The organism is Acinetobacter sp. ANC 4973 (assembly GCF_002135275.1).
Classification (GTDB): domain Bacteria; phylum Pseudomonadota; class Gammaproteobacteria; order Pseudomonadales; family Moraxellaceae; genus Acinetobacter; species Acinetobacter kyonggiensis.
Genome location: NZ_NEGM01000002.1, coordinates 273,552 through 291,751 on the forward strand (window position 1 = coordinate 273,552; position 18,200 = coordinate 291,751).

16 protein-coding genes are annotated in these 18,200 nt (G+C 42.1%); 15 read left to right on the top strand and 1 reads right to left on the bottom strand.

The window, feature by feature from the left end:
* The first annotated feature begins 64 nt into the window (after nucleotides 1-64).
* Nucleotides 65-571 carry a hypothetical protein gene (locus B9T30_RS04250; RefSeq protein ID WP_086183917.1) on the top strand — a complete coding sequence of 169 codons (507 nt, stop codon included), beginning with the start codon at nucleotides 65-67 and terminating at the stop codon, nucleotides 569-571.
* A 55-nt stretch (nucleotides 572-626) separates the two neighbouring features.
* Here the strand turns inward: B9T30_RS04250 and B9T30_RS04255 are convergent, their stop codons facing one another.
* Nucleotides 627-2,045, bottom strand: a complete 1,419-nt coding sequence (locus B9T30_RS04255) for a phosphate--AMP phosphotransferase (protein WP_086183918.1) — start codon at nucleotides 2,043-2,045, stop codon at nucleotides 627-629.
* Between the two features lie 205 nt (nucleotides 2,046-2,250).
* Here B9T30_RS04255 and B9T30_RS04260 point away from each other — a divergent pair, with 205 nt between their 5' ends.
* The 14 genes from B9T30_RS04260 (at nucleotide 2,251) to B9T30_RS04325 (ending at nucleotide 18,151) form a co-directional block, all read left to right on the top strand.
* Nucleotides 2,251-2,961, top strand: coding sequence for an FFLEELY motif protein (locus tag B9T30_RS04260; protein WP_086183919.1), 711 nt, complete (start codon nucleotides 2,251-2,253; stop codon nucleotides 2,959-2,961).
* A gap of 162 nt (nucleotides 2,962-3,123) precedes the next feature.
* Nucleotides 3,124-4,068 carry a bifunctional demethylmenaquinone methyltransferase/2-methoxy-6-polyprenyl-1,4-benzoquinol methylase UbiE gene (gene ubiE / locus B9T30_RS04265; protein WP_004650003.1) on the top strand — a complete coding sequence of 315 codons (945 nt, stop codon included), beginning with the start codon at nucleotides 3,124-3,126 and terminating at the stop codon, nucleotides 4,066-4,068.
* A gap of 11 nt (nucleotides 4,069-4,079) precedes the next feature.
* On the top strand, nucleotides 4,080-4,760 hold the full coding sequence (locus tag B9T30_RS04270) for an SCP2 domain-containing protein (RefSeq protein WP_086183920.1): 681 nt from the start codon (nucleotides 4,080-4,082) through the stop codon (nucleotides 4,758-4,760).
* A 12-nt stretch (nucleotides 4,761-4,772) separates the two neighbouring features.
* Nucleotides 4,773-6,392, top strand: coding sequence for an ABC1 kinase family protein (locus B9T30_RS04275; RefSeq protein ID WP_086183921.1), 1,620 nt, complete (start codon nucleotides 4,773-4,775; stop codon nucleotides 6,390-6,392).
* Between the two features lie 160 nt (nucleotides 6,393-6,552).
* Nucleotides 6,553-7,632 (top strand): patatin-like phospholipase family protein, encoded by a 1,080-nt coding sequence (locus tag B9T30_RS04280; protein WP_086183922.1) that lies wholly within the window; start codon nucleotides 6,553-6,555, stop codon nucleotides 7,630-7,632.
* A 254-nt stretch (nucleotides 7,633-7,886) separates the two neighbouring features.
* Nucleotides 7,887-8,669 (top strand): bifunctional phosphoribosyl-AMP cyclohydrolase/phosphoribosyl-ATP diphosphatase HisIE, encoded by a 783-nt coding sequence (gene hisIE / locus B9T30_RS04285; protein ID WP_086183923.1) that lies wholly within the window; start codon nucleotides 7,887-7,889, stop codon nucleotides 8,667-8,669.
* Nucleotides 8,670-8,679: 10 nt separating this feature from the next.
* Nucleotides 8,680-10,185, top strand: a complete 1,506-nt coding sequence (locus B9T30_RS04290) for a UvrD-helicase domain-containing protein (protein WP_086184000.1) — start codon at nucleotides 8,680-8,682, stop codon at nucleotides 10,183-10,185.
* A 30-nt stretch (nucleotides 10,186-10,215) separates the two neighbouring features.
* On the top strand, nucleotides 10,216-11,583 hold the full coding sequence (locus B9T30_RS04295; RefSeq protein WP_086183924.1) for an AAA family ATPase: 1,368 nt from the start codon (nucleotides 10,216-10,218) through the stop codon (nucleotides 11,581-11,583).
* Between the two features lie 364 nt (nucleotides 11,584-11,947).
* The gene (locus B9T30_RS04300) at nucleotides 11,948-14,791 is read left to right on the top strand and encodes a monovalent cation/H+ antiporter subunit A (protein WP_086183925.1); all 2,844 of its coding nucleotides are present in this window, start codon (nucleotides 11,948-11,950) and stop codon (nucleotides 14,789-14,791) included.
* Between the two features lies 1 nt (nucleotide 14,792).
* The gene (locus B9T30_RS04305; RefSeq protein WP_074943831.1) at nucleotides 14,793-15,158 is read left to right on the top strand and encodes a Na+/H+ antiporter subunit C; all 366 of its coding nucleotides are present in this window, start codon (nucleotides 14,793-14,795) and stop codon (nucleotides 15,156-15,158) included.
* Nucleotides 15,158-16,966, top strand: coding sequence for a monovalent cation/H+ antiporter subunit D (locus B9T30_RS04310; RefSeq protein WP_086183926.1), 1,809 nt, complete (start codon nucleotides 15,158-15,160; stop codon nucleotides 16,964-16,966). The genes B9T30_RS04305 and B9T30_RS04310 overlap by 1 nt, the downstream gene beginning before the upstream one ends.
* Nucleotides 16,967-16,968: 2 nt before the next feature.
* On the top strand, nucleotides 16,969-17,490 hold the full coding sequence (locus B9T30_RS04315) for a Na+/H+ antiporter subunit E (RefSeq protein ID WP_086183927.1): 522 nt from the start codon (nucleotides 16,969-16,971) through the stop codon (nucleotides 17,488-17,490).
* Nucleotides 17,487-17,762, top strand: a complete 276-nt coding sequence (locus tag B9T30_RS04320) for a monovalent cation/H+ antiporter subunit F (RefSeq protein WP_074943837.1) — start codon at nucleotides 17,487-17,489, stop codon at nucleotides 17,760-17,762. Before B9T30_RS04315 ends, B9T30_RS04320 begins: the two co-directional genes overlap by 4 nt.
* Nucleotides 17,763-17,773: 11 nt before the next feature.
* Entirely contained in the window at nucleotides 17,774-18,151 is a 378-nt protein-coding gene (locus B9T30_RS04325; protein WP_086183928.1) for a Na+/H+ antiporter subunit G, read from the top strand.
* Nucleotides 18,152-18,200: the final 49 nt, after the last annotated feature.

An 18,200-nucleotide genomic window follows, 5' to 3' on the forward strand; every position in this document is an offset into this window, starting at 1 on the left:
TTTGACATTTTACCCCTTAGTCATTAAATAGAAAAACCAACACGAAGTTTAAGGTATTTAGATTATGAAAATAGATAAAATTCCAGACTCAATAGACCCAGCATTAGATTTAGAAATCATTCGTGCAGAATGCTTAGAACTGGTGCAAAAAAGAGCTTACATTTCTGCTGGTGCTGCTGTCGTACCTGTCCCATTTCTAGATGTTGTTATCGATGTCGGAATTTTGTCACAACTCATTCCAGAAGTGAATGCGCGCTTTGGTTTAGCACCCGAACAAATTAGTGTCTACGATCCCGAGACCAAACAAGTACATTGGCAAGAACTGCGCAAACGAGGGGTCGAGTTCTCAGGACTGGTGATTGCACGTACTGCGGTTAAAAAATCCATCAATAATGTTGCCGCTAAAGTTATCACCAAACAAGTGACTAAATTCATTCCTTTAGGGGGACAAATTATTGCCGCAAGTTTAGGTTATATTGTCATGAAAAAAGTCGCAGCAGCGCATGTAGAAGAATGTTACAGCCTTGCCAAAGACATTCAAAAAAAACAAAATGCTCAGCTTGTCGGTTAAGCACAGCGTTATCAGTCGTTGACCCTCAAAGTAGACTGATCTTTCTGCTGAGCGCTTAATCTGCGCTCAGCTGTTTTAAAATGGTTCGCAATACCTCTAAACGCGCCATATATTTATCGTTGGTGGCAATAATATGCCACGGTGCATGCACGGTGCTGGTTTGCTCAAACATATCTGCGGCAGCGTCTAAGTAAGCGTCCCATTTTTCACGATTACGCCAGTCATCTGCAGTAATTTTAAAGCGTTTATGTGGTGTTTCTTCTCGCGCTTTAAAGCGTACTTCCTGCTCATCTTTACTAATGGCAAGCCAAAATTTAATCACCACGGTTTGACTGTTGACCAAATCATTTTCAAAACGGTTAATTTCTTCATAAGCACGTTGCCACTCGACCTCATTGGCAAAACCCTCAACCCGCTCGACCAAGACCCGACCATACCAAGAACGGTCAAAAATGGTAATATCTTCATCGGTCTGCAATTTGGTCCAAAAACGCCATAAATAGGGATGACGTAATTCATATTTCTCAGGTGCCGCGATGGTATGAATGTCATATTCACGTGGATCAAGATTTTTTACAATGCGTTTGATTGCACCACCTTTCCCCGCAGCATCCATCCCTTCAAAGACAATAATCGCTTTGCGATCATCAAAGCGCAGTGCTTCAGCCACTTTAAGCGACAGTTTTTTAAATTCCGCTTTATAGTTTTCCTGATTGACCGACTTATTTGCTGGCGCTAATAAAGGCTCTGGAACGGCTGCCTGTTTCCACTTGGTTTTGTTTTGGCTTAAATGTTCTGGGCAATGCTCTAAAGCACGTAAAATATGTTGGGCAAATTGTTGATCACGTAATTTTTCATCTTCACAATCAATCACGGTCCAATCATCGGTAAAACGCTGACGCAGTTTTTGTACATTGTCATATTGCTTTTTATTACGCCAATCTAAACCATGCAGTTTATGCCAATGTACTTCACTCGGCTTCATATTATCTAATCGTTTTTGCAAAGATTTCCATGACAAATCAAACCAGACTTTCACCACATCAACATGGTTATTTTTTAGATCTTGCTCAAAGCTGCGCATGTCCTCGACATAGGCATCAAACAGCGTTTCATCTAATGGTTTGGAAACATGCAAAGCCGTGATTAACAGATCGCTATACCAATTGCCAAACATCACCATAATTTGCCCTTCCGCGGGAATAAAGGGTGCATACGGTTGCCAAAAAGTTTGATTTTGCTTAAATATATTGGGTGCATCTGCCTTGACCCGCAAATAACGTGGATCGACCCATTCACGTAGCTGCTTAACAGACTCGCCCTTACCCGCCAATTCAATGCCATTGACTAAAATCACCAAACTTTTGGCATTTTTTTGGTCGCGGGTATTTTTTAAAAAATATTGTGCTTCAATCAAATTCAAGGACAGCTGAGCTTCATCCAACAGCTGATTTTCAGTTTTTTCTATAGACATATGGCTTCCAAATCCTTGTATTTATTTCAGTATATCCAAGCATAGAACAACGCTGAATCATAAAATATACATTTTATGTTGCGTAAAATTGCTTCTTTCTACATCACACTGACTTCTTTTTAGTCATTTTTATCACAGATTGTCATAGCGAGTTTGCCAATCTCGTTCTAAGATTTAACCATCTAAAAAATAATAGAGATGCTTGATGTCAAAACTGGCTGCATTGGATGACTTATTAGAGTTATATTATCAACTGAATTACCATCAAAATCCTGACATTTTTCAGCGTTTACAAGACGTGCAAGCTTGGCAAAAAGTGCGCATGCAAAGCACGCATTTACGACAATTTGCTGAAAAGCACAATATTTTAATGTCTGAGTATTTTCTCAATCGCTTATATGGCGGTTCAGATTTTGACGCTTTGGCGGGGCAAATTGCGCGTTTAATGAAATATGCGCATAAAGCAGAAAAATTAATTCCTGAAAATGCCATCAGAACAGGCACATCAGGCGTTTCTTTGGCTATTTTAGCCGTACAACTGGATGAGCAAGTCGCGATACAATTGCTCAAAGACTACCATCCACATGAAAAGTTAACCGATGAAATGATGCGTTTGACCTACCTTAAACTGGATCAAGGGCAACAACGCCTTCAACAGCTGGATTTACTTGACCAATTGGGCTTGAGTTTAGATCAATATATGCGCTCATTTATGGTCTATACCGCATTTAAAATGTGTAAAGGTGCAGCCAGTAAATACAACTTTCAAGTGATGTATGAATTTATGCAGGATGGCTTTTTAGCGATGAAACCGTTAAAGTCGGCAGAGAAATTCGTCAAAGATTTCACTGCGGTTGAACGCCAAATTATCCATCAAGTTCATGCAGCCGATCCAAATCCATTTCAGTATCAATGATGCTGTTGTGGAAATAACAAATCGAACTGTGAATTAAAATAAAGAATAGATTTCTGTATATTATTCATAACAATTGCATGCTGATTGCTGTACAACGTCTTAGAATCTGTCATCATGCATGCACTGCAACATTAACCCTATTTTTATGTTAGGAGTGACTCTATGTCTAATGAAAATCAAACGCCTACCTCTACCCCTGAGTCGGCACCAAATACAGACAAAGTAAGTCCTTTCTTAACCGAACCGCTTCCACAAGGTACTGCTCAAGGTCAGCAACAATCCTTACAACAACAGCTGACAAATACCCCTGTTACAGGTTCAGTACCTAAATATAATCTGCCACGTGGTGCCAATACAGGCAACGTCGGTGCAACCACACACTTCGGTTATCAAACCGTGAGTAGTGATGATAAAGCACAGAAAGTCGCTGAAGTGTTCCATTCTGTTGCCAGCAAATACGACATCATGAATGACTTGATGTCATTCGGTATTCACCGTCTATGGAAACGCTTTGCCATTAATATGTCTGGCGTACGTCGTGGTCAGCATGTACTGGATATTGCAGGCGGTACAGGCGATTTAGCCAAAGTCTTTAGCCGTGAAGTCGGCCCTACAGGTCATGTCGTTCTTTCAGACATCAACGAATCCATGCTCAATGTGGGTCGTGACCGTTTAATCGATGCTGGTTGTACCAATGTCGATTTCGTTTTAGCCAATGCTGAAACTTTAGAGCCATTTGCAGACAACAGCTTTGACTTGCTGACCATCAGCTTTGGTTTACGTAACGTGACCGATAAAGATGCTGCGCTTGCGGCCATGTACCGTGTGCTTAAGCCCGGCGGTCGTTTACTGATTTTAGAATTTTCTAAACCAGTCTTTGAACCGTTCTCTAAGCTTTATGATTTGTATTCATTTACGGCATTGCCAATCATGGGAAAAATCATTGCAAATGACTCAGAAAGCTACAAATACTTAGCAGAATCGATTCGTATGCACCCCGACCAACGTACCCTAAAAGGCATGATGGAACAGGCAGGCTTCCAAAACTGTGATTACCACAACTTAACCGGTGGTATTGTTGCGGTTCACCGCGGCTTTAAACTGTAAGGGTTTACGCTATGTGGTCGATTCTGGCACTAGGTGCAGTTGAACGATTCATTCATCATGTCATTGATTTGGATGCGCTTACTCGTATCCAACTGAATGCGCTGCAAGGCAAAATGTTGCGTGTGGTCATTGATACCCCGCAACTGTCTGTCGATGTATTTTTTGACCAAGACAAAGTTCGCCTTGAACCTACCGTCACAGGGCAAAGTGAAAAAATATCTATTTTTGAACAACGTCCATTTGATCAAAATCAACAGCTTTCTGAAGCAACGGCCACCTTACACGTTAAAAATGTAGTTGAGCTTTTAAAGTTACTGTTTGCCGAGGATGTCGGTAATATCCCACTGCAAGGTGACTATCACTTGTTGCAAGATATTCAACGGATCATGCAACAAGCCGAACCTGATTTAGCAGCACATTTAAGTCCTTGGATTGGCCCGAGCCTTGCACATGAACTGGGTAAAATTCAACACGTCCCGCAACATTTAAAACGCTCACTGCAAAGCCATTTGTTCTTTGCTGAAGATGCCTTAAAAGAAGATTTAGCTGTATTTGCCCCACGCTGGCAAATGGATGACTTAAATCAAGATACGCGCATTCTCAATCAAAATTTAGATCGTGCTGAAGCCAAAATTCAACAACTTCAAGCACACATTGATGCAGCTGCAACTTCTGCTTCACCTCAAGATTAGGTAATAACATATATGATTCCGCACGTTTCACGTTTACTCGAACTTTGGCGCATTGCCGCGCACTATAGACTCGACACGTTGTTTCCTGCGGAAGAACTACCAGAAAAAGCTCGTCATGCGTTAAGCCTGATTCGCATGCACCCTGCGGCATGGTCGAGTCGTGAGCGTAAAAATCCACTCAAGCTGAAACTCGCTTTAGAGGAAATGGGACCACTTGCAATTAAGCTTGGCCAGTTGCTCTCTACCCGCCGTGATTTGATTGCACCTGAAGTTTTACAGCAATTGGTGTTATTACAAGATCGCGTCAAACCATTTGACAATCATGTTGCCAAAATGCGGATTCAGGAATCCTTAAAAGCCGATGTAAACACCCTGTTTGCTCGTTTTGATGAGCAACCACTTGCCGCTGCCTCAATTGCACAAGTGCATACCGCTGCTTTGCATGATGGCCGTGAAGTGGTGGTGAAAGTCACGCGCCCCAATATTCGTCAACAAATTTTACATGATTTTGAAATTCTGGATTGGCTCGGTGCAGCCTTAGAAAAACGCCTAGAAGCAGCACGGGCGCTACATCTTTCGGAAATTATTCAGAACTATCGTCAAATCATTCTCAATGAATTGGATTTGACTTTAGAAGCCGACAACACCCGTCGTATGCGCCATTACTTCACTGGCTCAAGCATGATGTATGTGCCTGAAGTCTATATGGACAGCAAAGATGTCATGGTGGCGGAACGCATCACCGGTGTGCCGATTTCCGATATCGCAACCTTTGATAAAATGGGCATGAATCGTGCGGAATTGGCAGAAAAAGGTTTAACCATCTTTTTTACCCAAGTCTTCCGTGACAACTTTTTCCATGCCGACATGCATCCAGGCAACGTCTTTGTCGAAACGATTAACCCTAGCAATCCACGCTTTATTGCACTGGATTGCGCCATTATGGGTGAGTTGTCTAAACACGACCAGATGACCGTGGCACGCATGTTACTTGCGGTCATGAACAGCAACTTCATGCAACTGATTCTGGTGGTGCATCAAGCGGGTTGGATTCCACCGGGCACTGATCAAGATGCTTTAGCACGTGAAATGCGTCGTACGGTTGGGCCAATGGTCTCGAAACCGATGCATGAACTAGATTTTGCCGGCATTCTGATTCAAGTGATGGATATTGCACGTCGTTTCCATTTGGAAATTCCACCACAATTGATGCTGCTCTTAAAAACCTTGGTGCATGTGGAAGGTTTAGGCACAGACCTGTATCCAGAACTGGATATTTGGAAACTGGCGAAACCGATTTTGACCGATTGGATTAAAGCCAATATGAGTCCAGTCAAAAATATGAAAGAACTGGGTCAGCAAATTCCAGATTTACTCCTCGGTGCGCAAGACCTGCCTAGCCTGATGATTGACAGCCTTAATGGTTTAAAAAATCAGTCCGCTTGGCACTCCAAACAACTGAATGAACTCCAAAGCATGCGTTTGCAAATGGAACATCAGCAAAAACGCAGTTGGATATTCGGTAGCATTATGGCAATTTTGTTATCTATTGCCATTATTGCACCGTGGTATGTCTCAATCTTGCTGATTGTATTCTCGAGCATCCTTGCCCTTTGGCGCATCGCAAAATAACTCAGTTTATACGCATTTAGAACCTCTAGCAGCCTGATGATGAAAATGATCAGGCTGTTTTGTGTAATGACTCACCAGTCAACAAGTGATGGATATCGCCATTGTCGCTAAGGCATAGCAACTTAAAATAACAACACACTTGTATATTTAATCCTAGACCATGACGCAAATTCTGCAAAAACACCGCCCTTCTCTGACGATTCGTGCAGGTCACCTTGCACGCCAACTGATTGAAAAAGAAGGTTTACACGCACAGAAAGTTGATATTGTTCCCGGTGCGGCAGGTGGCCCAAAAGGGATTGGTATTCAAGGTTTAGACCAAGCCATTTTTGGTGATTTTTTTGCCCAAGCGCCACAGCGCAGAACCCTGATTGGTTCATCGATTGGCAGTTGGCGTTTTGCCAGTATTTTGGCTTGGGGTGCAAAAGAAGGCACTGAACGCTTATCTAATTTATATACTAATCTATCTTTTCATAAAAAAATGTCACGTCAGGAAGTCGCGCATATTTGCCAATGCATGTTGATTGACCTGATTCAAGGTCAAGAACAACAACTGATTGATCATCCTGACTATCATCTCGCAGTGATTTCAATTAAAGCCCAGCACATTTTCCAAAGTGATTTGGCTCTTCCTTTACTGGCCTCTGTGGCAGGTATTATTGGCAGTAATGCACTCGGTCGTAAGCACAATCGCCTGTTTATGCAACGGGTGATTAGCCAACCGGCATCAGGTCAGCAATTTAAAGTCATTGATGACTTTGTCACCCATTATCAAACTTTAAATAGCGACAATGCCATTCCTTGGTTAATGGCATCCGCCTCTATTCCGGGTGTCATGTCAGCTATTCGTAATATTCCAGATGCACCCAAAGGCAGTTACCGTGATGGGGGTTTAATTGACTATCATATTGACCTGCCCTTTGAAAGCCAAGGCATTGTGCTGTATCCGCATTTTAGTGACAGCATTACACCGGGTTGGTTCGACAAAATGTTAAAAAATCGTAAAGCCAACCCTGAAAATCAGGCGCGAACATTATTGCTTTCACCTTCGCAAGACTATTTGCAATCCTTACCCCTTGGACGTTTACCCGATCGTAAAGATTTCACCTTAAAAGGTTTAGAGCAAAAACAACGCATTCAAATGTGGAACCAGTGTGTGGCTGAAAGTCAGCGTTTGGGGGATGAATTTTTAGAAATGGTCGAAAAACAAAATTTTCCTCAGTTTATGCAAGATTTATAATGCTGGTTTAAGCGCAGCTTTGCTGATCGCGTGAGCTGCATCTTGTATTTAAATCCGCGACTATTTCAATTATTTTGATGCATAAAAAATAAAGCACGCTATTTTTAAAAGCTTTAATATTAATGAGAGATAAAGTGCAATTATGCTGATGCAGCGTATATTTTTTTCTCAAAGCAGTGCGAATCACGTACACTATGTCGTTGCGATTTTAATTCGCTCTTTTAAATTTTGAACATATTTTTGGTGAAATTATCATGAACAATTTGCAATGGCTCGATGAAGTAAAATTTAACGAACAAGGTCTTATTCCTGCCATTGCACAGCATCATCAAACTGGCCGTGTACTGATGGTTGCATGGATGAACCGTGAGGCTTTGGCTTTAACTGCTGAAAAAAATCAAGCGGTTTACTTTTCCCGTTCACGCCAAAAATTATGGCATAAAGGCGAAGAATCGGGTCATTTCCAAACCGTACATGAAATCCGTTTAGACTGCGATGCCGATGTGATTGTGTTGCAAATTGAACAACACGGTGGCATTGCTTGTCATACCGGTCGTGAATCGTGTTTCTACCGTAAACTAACCGCAAATGGTTGGGAAATAGTCGATGCACAATTGAAAGATCCAAGCCAAATTTATGCGGAAAAATCGGCGAATCCACATACCCTTGCGATGAATGCCTCAACGGCTCAATCTGAACAAATTGAAATTTTGGATTATTTAGGCCAGATGATGGCGGAACGCAAAAAAGCCAATCCAGACTCATCTTATGTGGCCAAGCTGTATCATAAAGGCCTAAATAAAATCTTAGAAAAAGTCGGCGAAGAAAGTATTGAAAGCATTATTGCCGCAAAAGATTTTAAATCTGAGCCGAAAGAAGACAATAAAAACGATTTAATTTATGAAGTGGCAGACCTGTGGTTTCACACCATTGTGATGCTGGGTTATTTCGACATTGAACCACAAGTAATTTTAAACGAACTCGCGCGTCGCCAAGGCTTATCGGGTTTGGTTGAAAAAGCCAATCGTCAACACTAAGCCGATGCCTGTGTCTGATCCCAAAAAACCAAGCGCCACCTATGAGCAAGCGATTGCCATCGACAACGCGCGTTTAGGCAAATCCTTTAAAGTGATTGCCTATGCAGGCACAGGTAAAACCACCACCTTACAAATGATCAGTGACGCCATGCCTGAACGGCGGGGTATGTATCTGGCGTTTAACAAAGCCATTGCATCAGAAGCACAAAGTAAATTTCATCGCAATGTCGACTGTCGTACCTTTCACTCGCTGGCGTTTCGTAGTGTGCCACGTGGCGTGACCGATAAACTACGTCTACCACGTTTAAGCCCGAGTTTCATCGCCAAAGAATATCGACTCCAGCCAATTACCTTACGCCGAATGATGGGTGGACGTTACGAAAAATATGTCATGATGCCCAGTCGTTTGGCCAGTCTGGTTGCCAATGCGGTGAGTTATTTTTGTTCCACCAGTTCGCAATATCCAGCACCACGCCATCTTCAAGCACCCAGTTGGTTACATCCCGATGATATTGCTGAACTACAGACGCATCTTTATCCCGCCATTGAACGACGTTGGTTAGAATCAATTGATCCAAACCATCAAGCGGGTATTGGTCACGATATTTATCTAAAACTGTGGGCATTGTCTGAACCCAACATTCCAACCGATTATGTGTTGTTTGATGAAGCACAAGATGCTGACCCATTGATGCTCGGTATTTTGCTGCGTCAAAGAAATACCCAAGTAATTTATGTCGGTGATGCGCATCAACAAATTTATGCATGGCGCGGTGCAGTCAATGCCATGCAACAGCTCCCTTTGCCTGAATCTCGCTTAACCACCTCATTTCGTTTTGGTGAAGAGATTGCGTTAAATGCCAATGCCATTTTGGGCGCGTTAAGTGAAACGGTTCCTTTATTGGGTAATCCACATCTGCATTCCAAAGTGGTCAATAAACCACATACCAAACAACGTGATGCCATTTTATGCCGCACCAATGCACGGGCGATGGAGTTATTGCTGGCCGGTTTAGTGCATGGCGACAAAGTCAGCTTACAAGCCGATCATGTCAAACTGAACCGTTTTGTCGATGCTGCAAGCATGCTCAAGCAAGGTAAACGCGTCACGGATGTGCCTGAACTGGCTTGGTTTAATTCATGGCATGATGTGCATGAATATTGCGAAACCAATGACGGCAGCGACATTAAACCTTTGGTGAAATTGGTGGATGATCACGGTACAGATCCATTGAAACGTGCCTTAGCCAAAATCAGCCCGATTGAGCATGCCGATTATATTATTTCAACCGCCCATAAAGCCAAAGGCTTGGAATGGGATCGGGTGCATATCGAAGATGACTATCAATTTAAGGTCAACGAAAAAGACCATAAAATTAGTGATGAAGAGTTAAGATTGCTTTACGTGGCTTGCACACGTGCTAAAGTAAGTTTAAATATTCACCATATTTACGATTTGGTGCAACAGCTCAAAAAACAAATGCCCTTATCGTTGCGTAAAGCTGTGGGAGAATAATTTCAGCTTATTGTGCAATGTAGGTATTCTATGAAAATCGATGCTATTCAACTCAAACATACCCTTCATTTTGCCGATCTCAAGCTGAAATTTAATGAGAAACCCATCACCTTGATTATGGGTGATCAAGGTACTGGCAAAACCACCATTTTAAGATTCACTTATCAAGCCTTAACGTGGTTTGCAGCGCGTTATAAAGACTTACGTGCTGCGGGTGTGGTGATGCTTGATCAAGACATTATGCTGAACCGTTTACAATCCAAAATTGATATTCGGGTGCAGATCCCCAATGATATTGGTACTTTGAATGAATCCAGTGAAGTACCAGATAAAGCACTTGGTTATTGCGATTGGCAACTGTATAAAACCTTAAATAGTCAGGGTATTGGCAGCAGTAAAGCAGAAACTCAACAATTAGAAAACTTAATCGAACTGTATCAAAATGCCATCCAGCATGATCAACTCCAAGGCTTGCCCTTAATTGCCTATTACCCGGCAGAACGCTTTGTCAATGAAATGAATATTCTAAGTAAGAACAATCCACTCATTTTTCAAAGCGCACATGCTTATGAAGTTTCAGCGATTCCTTTTACCACTTTTAGCCGTTTTTTTGAGTGGTTGCGTGAAGTGAGTGATATTGAAAATGCACAGATCGCACAACTGTTTCAACAACTGCTCTCCGATCCATCTGTTCAGAAAAACAAAGAAACTGACTTTCTACAGCAATTATTTCATGCACAAAAGCAGATGCATAGCCCTCATTTAGATGCGTTAAAACAAGCTTTAACGACGGTCATTCCTGCTTTAGACGATATTTTTGTGCAGTACCAACCGAAATTACAATTGATGGTTCGTTATCAAGGCAAAAATATGCTCTATCAACAACTTTCGAATAGCGTGAAAAATTGGATTGCATTGGTGGGTGATATTGTGCGGCGTTTATGCGTACTCAATCCGAATAGTTTATATCCCTGCCTTGAAGGCGACGGTATTTTACTTATTGATGCGATTGATCATCAACTGGATCAAAATACTGCTCAAGTGATTTTACCACGCTTGCATCAAGCTTTTCCGCGACTACAAATTATTGCCACAGGTAATCGTAGTGAATTACTCGAACATGCAACCGAGTATCAATGCTTGAAAATTGAAAATAAAAAAATTTTTGAGATACAGCTACAACCATTACAGGACAAATTTGATCGTATTTATGAAAACTTGGTGTTTAATGATGAAGTGATGGAAACTGATTGTTTGCTTGAACCCGTATTAGACAGCATTACGCCACAAAGCCTATGGCAACACATTCAACAGCATTTAAACTTAGAACAGCAAAATGAGTTACTGGGTTTAATGAATGCACAAGATGGCACCTCTTCACATCAGCCCTTGCCATAATACAAACTTAACCGCTTAAATTGCATGCAAAAAAGTTTAATCGGTAAAAATATTGAGTACTCAGTTTTTCATCAGTTTGAAACATGCTACGCCCAGATTGCATAGACGGGTAGATAATATGTTACGTATGCGCAAAACTAATTGATGTTGTTTTATTCATGTAATAAGATCAGGGATATGTAAAGTTTTATAGTAAAATCCGATTTTACTATTACTTTTTACAAGTTGCGCAACACAGCTTGTTTTCAATATTTTTAACTCCGATTGGCTTTCAAGATTTAAACGTTTGGATTGCTCTTTGTGATCCTGTAGTCCTTGAAAGATAACATTCACCCTTAGGTTTTTATCAACCTAATTCACGACAATGGATATGAGTGTGCTACCGATTATTATATTGTTACCCTTAGTATTGGGCACTACACTTGTCTCGTGGCTGAAAAAATTTTCGCGCGGGGTAACGGCCTTAGGGGCGATTGGGGTCAGTCTAAGCAGCCTCATCTTATTACTGACTCAAGCAAAAGATGTTTTCAATGGTGCAACAATCACGCAAAGTTGGTCATGGTTACCTCAGCTAGGCATCAACTTAAGTTTCCGTTTGGATGCTTTAGGTTTGTTATTTTGTTTGCTGATTAGTGGTATCGGCACACTCATTTATATCTACGCTTATTATTATTTAAGTCCTAAGAATTCCCTGAGTAAGCTGTATGTATTGCTCATGTTATTCATGGCCGCCATGCTGGGTATCTCTTTATCCAATAATTTAATTTTGCTGCTCGTTTTTTGGGAGCTGACCAGTATTTCTTCTTTTCTGCTGGTGGGTTATTGGAGTAATTATGAAGCCGCACAGCGCGGCTCACGTATGGCACTGACCATTACAGGCATGGGCGGTTTAGCCATGTTGGGTGGTTTCATTTTGTTAGGTCAAATAACGGGCACTTATCAAATAGACCAAATTCTTACCATGACTGAGAAAATTCAAAGTCATTCGCTATTTGTACCCACTTTACTGCTCATTTTAATGGGTGCATTTACCAAAAGTGCACAGTTTCCGTTCCATTTTTGGCTGCCGAATGCCATGGCAGCACCTACGCCTGTATCGGCCTATCTACACTCTGCAACCATGGTCAAAGCAGGTATTTTCCTGTTAGCAAGACTCTCCCCTATTTTTGTCGGTGCTGCGCTATATCACAACATTGTGACTTTCGTAGGCCTATTTACGCTGTGTATGGCTGCCTTTTTTGCCATTTTCAAAGAAGATTTAAAAGGTTTACTGGCGTATTCCACCATTAGTCATTTAGGTTTAATTGTCTGCTTATTGGGGATTGGCTCTCCTCTTGCTGTTGCCGCAGCCATCTTCCATATTATTAACCATGCGACGTTTAAAGCTGCCCTATTCATGATTGCCGGTATTATTGATCATGAAACAGGGACACGTGATTTGCGTAAACTCAGTGGGATTTGGCAATTACTTCCGTTCACTGCCACCTTAACCATGATCACTGCTGCCTCAATGGCGGGTGTACCACTGACCAATGGTTTTTTATCCAAAGAAATGTTCTTTACTGAACTACTCGCCAACCTCTCTGGTCCAGTACTGATTGGCTCGGCGATTGTGGCAACCTTAGCAGGTATCTTTGCGGTTACTTATTCAGTGCGACTGGTTCATGGCGTATTCTTTGATGGCCCTTTAGGCAAAGCTGTTCCCAATAAAGACGCACATGAGCCTGCTTTTGGCATGCGAGCACCTGCAACTTTTCTGGCGATTTTATGTATTTTAGTTGGGCTTCTCCCTGCCCTCTTGGTTGAAAATATTGTTAATTCAACCACACGTGCCAGCACACAATTACCGAATTTTGCAGGTACTCATCTTGCCCTTTGGCATGGTTTTAACCTGCCCTTACTGATGAGTACAATCGCACTGTTAGGTGGACTGTGCTTTTACTTTGCTCTGGCCAAAGGTGGAACCATTCGTGAGATTAACCTTGATCCAATGCTGGGTAAATTTCAAGGTCGCATCTTATTTGATTTATTTTTAAAACATCTCTTGCTGAAATCACGCCAGTTCAAACGTAAAACTGAAAATGGTTCACTACAAAGTTATTTAATCTGGATCGTGGCTTTTACTATTGCATTGGTTGCCATGCCATTAATCAATCAAGGTTTAACTACTGGTAGCCGTGAACTTACCCATGCCCCTGCCGTTGCAATTGTACTGTGGTTACTCTTGTTCTCTGCCTGCTGGATGATGTTGTGGTTCCACCATGAACGCATTAAAGCCGTGCTGATTAGTGGTGCAATAGGCTTAGTGGTCACAATGGTATTCGTAACATTGTCTGCACCTGACCTTGCTTTAACGCAAATTACGGTCGATGTCGTCACCACCGTTTTGCTGTTGATGAGCTTGTCTTTATTGCCACAACTCACCCCTTATGAGTCGAGTGGATCACGTCGTTGGCGCGATGCCCTCATTGCGATTGGCGGTGGACTCGGCATTGGTTGGATTGCTTGGTTGATTTTAACCCGTGACCATAATTCAATTTCATGGTTCTTCATCCAGCAATCCATTCCTTTGGGGGGTGGAAGCAATGTGGTCAATGTCATTTTAGTCGACTTCCGTGGTTTCGATACCTTTGGAGAGATTACCGTACTGGGTATTGCTGCGATTGGTGCCCTTTGTTTAATGGATGGCATGCGTGCGCATGGCACCACCATTACCCAAGGTTTAACCTACCGTTTTAATCCATCACCATTGATGTTCCGTATTACTGCTTCATGGATTTTACCTTTAGCATTGGTGGTAAGTTTGTATATCTTCCTACGTGGGCATAACTTACCAGGCGGTGGATTTATTGCGGGTTTAATTACTTCATTGGCTTTGGTCATTCAATACATTGCACTGGGTCAAGATCAAGCTGAGCAAATGTTAAAAGCCAAATCAGGACGTTTATATGAAATTTGGATTGGTTCAGGCTTAGTCATTGCAGGACTCACAGGCTTAGGTGCTTGGTTCTGGGAACGTCCGTTCCTGACCAGTGCGCATATTTATGTCTCTCCACCTCTTTTAGGTGAAATGCACCTTCCCTCCGCTGCGCTCTTTGATCTTGGGGTTTATATCACGGTCGTTGGTGCAACCATGCTGTTGATTTCAGTATTAGGTGACTCGCGTCACTCCAGCATGACTGGTCCAATTGTACCGAAGGGGGAATAAAATGATCAGCTTAGAATTTTTACTTGCCTCTGCCATTGGGCTACTTACAGCAACGGGAATTTATTTAATTCTACGGGCACGTACTTTTCCTGTGGTACTCGGTTTGGCAATGATTGGCTATGCCGTCAACTTATTTCTTTTTGCGATGGGTCGTCTGCAAATTAATGCACCCGCGGTACTCACCGAAACCAGCAAGGTAACCGATCCCCTGCCCCAAGCTTTAGTGCTCACTGCGATTGTGATTGGTTTTGCAACCACTGCTTTTATTGTGCAACTTGCGCTACGCAGTCGTTATGAAACAGGAACCGATCACGTCGACTCGAAAGAAGATATTATTCCTATTGACCCACGTGAGGATGAGCCTTAATGAATGCTGTCATCCAATTCTGGACTGAACATACCCCAATTTTTAGCATTTTAATTCCAGCTTTTACTGCTTTTTTATTGGTGTTACTTGGTAATCCAGGCGCTGGCTCATTAGCACACGATTGGCGCCAACCTTGGCGTCGTGGCATTAGTTACATTTCTTCAATTTTAGGTTTAGCCACGGCTATTCTTTATTTAATCTCTGCCAGTAGTGGGCAAATCAGTGTTTACAATTTAGGTGAATGGGCTGCGCCATTCGGAATTGTTTTGGTGCTAGACCAACTTTCTGCACTGATGGTCGTCCTCACGTATGCCCTAGCAACCGCTGTTTTATGGTATGCAAGCCATGAGTGGGATACCCGTGGCCGTTATTTCCATGCCATGTTCCATTTCTTATTGATGGGTCTATGCGGTGCATTTCTGACAGGTGACTTATTCAACTTATTTGTGTTCTTTGAAATCCTGTTGATGGCATCCTATGTATTACTTTTACACGGACAAGGCAAAGCACGTTTTCAACTGGGCATTCATTACGTCACCATTAACTTATTGGCTTCTGCGCTCTTTCTGATTGGCCTCGGCATCATTTATGGCAGTGTCGGCAGCCTAAATATGGCCGATGTCGCACGCCTAATCCCACTTTTAGAACCTGACCAACATAAACTTGCTGTGGCTGGTGGCTTATTACTCTTTGTGGTTTTTGGTATTAAAGCCGCGATGCTGCCTGTTGGTTTCTGGCTGCCTAAAACCTATGCCGTTGCCACAACACCTGTTGCTGCGATTTTTACCATTATGACCAAAGTGGGGATCTATGCCATTTTACGGATTAATGGCACAGTATTTGACGATCATTTAAGTCAAAGCATTTTGGTGTCTTGGTTATTGCCAATTGGCCTCATTACTTCAGTCTATGGCGTGATTGGCGCAATTGGCGCAGAACGACTGCGCCGCTTCGTCGGATTTATGATTCTGTCATCTATTGGCACGATCTTAATCGCCATTTCGCTGTTTAATACCTTGGCATGGGCAGCAGCACTGTATTATTTAGTGCATAGTACCCTGATTGCTGCTGCATTTTATTTGCTCTCTGGCTGGATTACCTCGCAACGTGGTGCATTTAAAGACCATTTCAAAGTTGCGCCACACATGAAACAACAAAAAGTCGTTTCATTAACCTTCTTTTTAATTGCTTTAATGATGGCAGGCTTGCCTCCATTTAGTGGCTTCTTAGGTAAAGTCTTTATCTTACAAGCCACCTCACATTCACCATATCAATTACTGATTATTATTGTAGTGTTAATTGTCAGCTTACTCAGTATTATTGCCTTTACCCGCATCGGTTTTGTACTGTTCTGGCGTGCCACACAACCCGAAGACAATCCAAATTCGGCAGAATATAAGGCCTATCAAGCCTTGCCAGATCAAGCACCTGCTCGAAATGACAAAACCATCTATTTACTGCTTTCAGCTTTAATTCTGTATATGGTTTATGCCAGCCCAATTCAGCAATATATGTTTAAAACGGCTGAACAAATACAAAATAATGCCTTATACGAAAGCAGAATTTTGAAAAGGGATCATCTAAATCAGGTCATCAGCGTACAACCGTATGATCCAGAAAATTTACCTGAAACCAAATATGGCGGTGAAACGGTTGATCCAAATGCGCATCTCATTCCTTATGTTATTTCTGAAAATACTTTAAACGGTGAGCATATTTCAGAATATAAACAACGCCAAATCAATCAACAAATCGTACAAGAACCGGCCCATCCAGATGATGCCAAACTGAAACCTATGGAGCCTTAACCATGCAAAAAACATCGTTTTTGGAAAACTGGCTACCCCATCCATTTGTTTCTGTCATTGTGGCTTTAAGCTGGATCATGCTTGCGCATAGTATTGACCCAGCAACATTACTGATGGCTTTCATGCTCGGAATTTTTATTCCGCGCTTAGTCAACCCCTTTACTACCCGTACACCGAATATCAACTGGCTATTGGCATTCAAATTGTTTTTTGTGGTGCTCTGGGACATCATTATTTGCAATATTAAAGTGGCTAAATTGGTTCTTGGGCCTACGCATAAACTGCATCCGAAATGGTTTCGAGTACCATTAGACTCCCAACATGAACAAGTCAATGTTTTACTTGCCCTGATTATTACCACAACCCCCGGTACGGTCACGGCTGGGATTGACCAAGACCGTGGTGATATTTTAGTTCATGCATTAAGCAGTGATAATATAGAAATTGACATTCAAGATATTAAAACTCGTTATGAAAAAGCACTGATGATGATTTTTAATGTGGAATCAGGAGACAACGCATGAGCATTTTGCCTTATACGCTGGGCATATGTATGGTTGCCATCACCATTTCAATGTTCCTTTGCCTAATTCGTTTAGTCATCGGTCCCTCTATTGTTGATCGACTTTTGGCTCTGGATACTCTTTTTCTCAATGCCACCTGTTTAATTGTCATTTTGGGTATTTATTGGGCAAGCACCTCATTTTTTGAGGGGGCACTCTTGGTTGCCATGCTTGGTTTTGTCTCAACAGCAGCCCTCGCCCGCTACTTTACCACTGGTCATGTCGTGGATTAGGAGTAAAAATAATGCAACTTGTTATGGAAATTCTGGTTTCAATTTTTTTATTGATTGGTGCTTTCTTTACGCTGGTGGGTGGAATTGGCATGGTACGCCTCCCCGATTTATTTATGCGTCTACATGCACCAACCAAATCAAGTACTTTAGGTCTGGGTAGTTTTTTAATTGCTGCCATTATTTTTGCTGCCTTTAATGGCCGTTTTGGTTTTGCTGAAATACTCATTACCTTATTCGCCTTTATCACAGCACCAGTATCGGCCAATCTGATGGCACAAGCAGCTCTGCATTTACGTTTACGCTCAACCAGTGGTGAAGTACCTGAAAGTTTAGACCGCCCACTCCCTTGGCAACGTTCTCGAGTTCGCCGCCAATATCAGAAAAAATAGTCTTCATCCTTTAGGAGCTTCGGCTCCTTTTATCATTCAAATCAATCCA